Below are 2,011 nucleotides of genomic sequence, written 5' to 3' on the forward strand. Positions count from 1 at the left end.
GGACAGTCGGCTGCCCGCCGCCGGGGGCGCCAGACTCCGCGCCGCCGGGCGGCTGGGATCGCCCATTGCCCGACCGCTGGCCGTTGCCGGGCGGCGGAAACCCGCCTTCACCAGGTGCCTGGTCTGAGGTCACCAGTACCTCCCGCCCCGAGTTCTCTCTCCTACAGCTTATCCTCGGCAGCGTGCCTGGAACCCTCCCTGACGGCGAGCCTGTTCCCGCCGACGGGAGCCTGCCGCCGAGCGCGGCCGCGCGATACGGCCAGCAGCCGTTCGGCGTGTACGTGCACGTCCCGTTCTGCCGGACCCGCTGCGGCTATTGCGACTTCAACACTTACACCGCGACCGAACTCGGCGGCGGCGCCTCCCAGGACGCCTACCCGGACCTGATAACACGCGAGATCGCCCTCGCCGCCGGCGTTCTGCCGCCGAGCAAAGCCCCGGTCAGCACGGTGTTCTTCGGCGGCGGCACCCCGACGCTGCTCGCCCCGGCGCGGCTCGGCGGCATCCTCGCCAGGATTGGCGAGGCCTTCGGCCTGGCCGCTGACGCGGAAGTCACGGTCGAGGCGAACCCGGAAACCGTCGACGCCGCCTCCCTCAGGGAACTGCGGGCGCAGGGAGTCACCAGGGTCTCGTTCGGAATGCAAAGCGCGGTACCGCACGTGCTGCGCACGCTTGACCGCCAGCACCAGCCCGGGAGACCAGAACAATGCGTGCGATGGGCGCGCGCGGCCGGATTCGACCACATCAGCCTGGACCTGATCTACGGCACACCGGGGGAGAGCGACGACGACTGGCGGCGGTCGCTGGAGGCGGCGATCGGCGCCGGGCCTGATCACGTCTCCGCCTACGCGCTGATCGTCGAGGAGGGCACCCGGCTGGCCGCCAGGGTGCGCCGCGGCGAGATCGCCGCGCCTGACGACGACGCGCTGGCCGACCGGTACCTGATCGCCGACGACCTGCTCGGGCAGGCGGGCTTCACCTGGTACGAGATCTCGAACTGGGCGAAAACCGGCGACGCGCGCTGCCGGCACAACCTGCTGTACTGGACCGGCGGCGACTGGTGGGGGTTCGGCCCCGGCGCGCACAGCCACGTCGGCGGCACCCGGTGGTGGAACGTGCGGCACCCGGCGGCCTACGCGGCGCGGCTGGCGGCGGGCGAGTCACCGGCGGCGGGCCGCGAGGTGCTGACCCCCGCCGAGCAGCGGATGGAAGACATCATGCTCCGCGCCCGGCTCGCCGAGGGCCTGCCGCTGACCGTCCTCACCGCTCCCGCTTTCCGTTATTCAGAACGTGCGGTCGCTTCTCACCTAGCCGACCCGTCCGCTTTCGCGGACGGCAGGCTCGTGCTGACCCGGCAGGGCCGGCTGCTCGCGGACGCCGTGATCCGCGACCTGACGTTATCTGACGAGCAGGCCGCCGGCCGCCACTTTCATCCCTGCTCCGGCGCGGTGACGAAGTCGATGAGCTCCTCGACTCGGCCGAGCAGCTCAGGCTCGAGGTCGGCGTAGCTGGTCACCGCACGCAGGATCCGCCGCCAGGCGGCGGCGACGTCCTGCGGGGTGCTCGCGGGCCAGCCGATCCGGCGCAGCACGCCTTCCTTCCACGGCTGGCCGCGCGGGACGTCCGGCCAGGCCTCCAGGCCGAGCCGGGCGGGCTTGACCGCGGCCCAGACGTCGATGTAGGGGTGGCCGACGACGAGGACGTGCGGGTCGCGGTCGGCCGCGGCGGCGATCCGGCTCTCCTTCGAGCCGTCGACGAGGTGGTCGACGAGCACGCCGAGCCGCCGGCCAGGGCCCGGCTGAAAGTCCTTCGCGATCGCGGGCAGGTCGTCGACGCCCTCCAGGTACTCGACCACGACGCCGACGTCGCGCAGGTCGTCGCCCCAGATCTTCTCCACGAGCTCGGCGTCGTGCTTGCCCTCGACGTAGATCCGGCTCGCCTTGGCGACCTTGGCCCGCTGCTGCGGGGCCGCGATCGACCCCGAGGCCGTCTTTGCGGGGGCGCCCGGCGC

2 protein-coding genes are annotated in these 2,011 nt (G+C 72.7%); one reads left to right on the forward strand and one right to left on the reverse strand.

The genetic code is table 11. The annotated features are described in order from the left end of the window. The first annotated feature begins 182 nt into the window (after positions 1–182). Positions 183–1,508 carry a radical SAM family heme chaperone HemW gene (hemW, locus tag WA805_RS24480; protein ID WP_422285829.1) on the forward strand — a complete coding sequence of 442 codons (1,326 nt, stop codon included), beginning with the start codon at positions 183–185 and terminating at the stop codon, positions 1,506–1,508. On the opposite strand, the gene WA805_RS24485 is transcribed toward hemW, so the two are convergent. Continuing rightward, a partial coding sequence (locus tag WA805_RS24485; RefSeq protein WP_425243504.1) for a DUF3097 family protein occupies positions 1,430–2,011 on the reverse strand: 582 nt, incomplete at its 5' end. The genes hemW and WA805_RS24485 overlap by 79 nt on opposite strands.

The organism is Trebonia sp. (genome assembly GCF_049794275.1).
Classification (GTDB): Bacteria; Actinomycetota; Actinomycetes; order Streptosporangiales; family Streptosporangiaceae; genus Trebonia.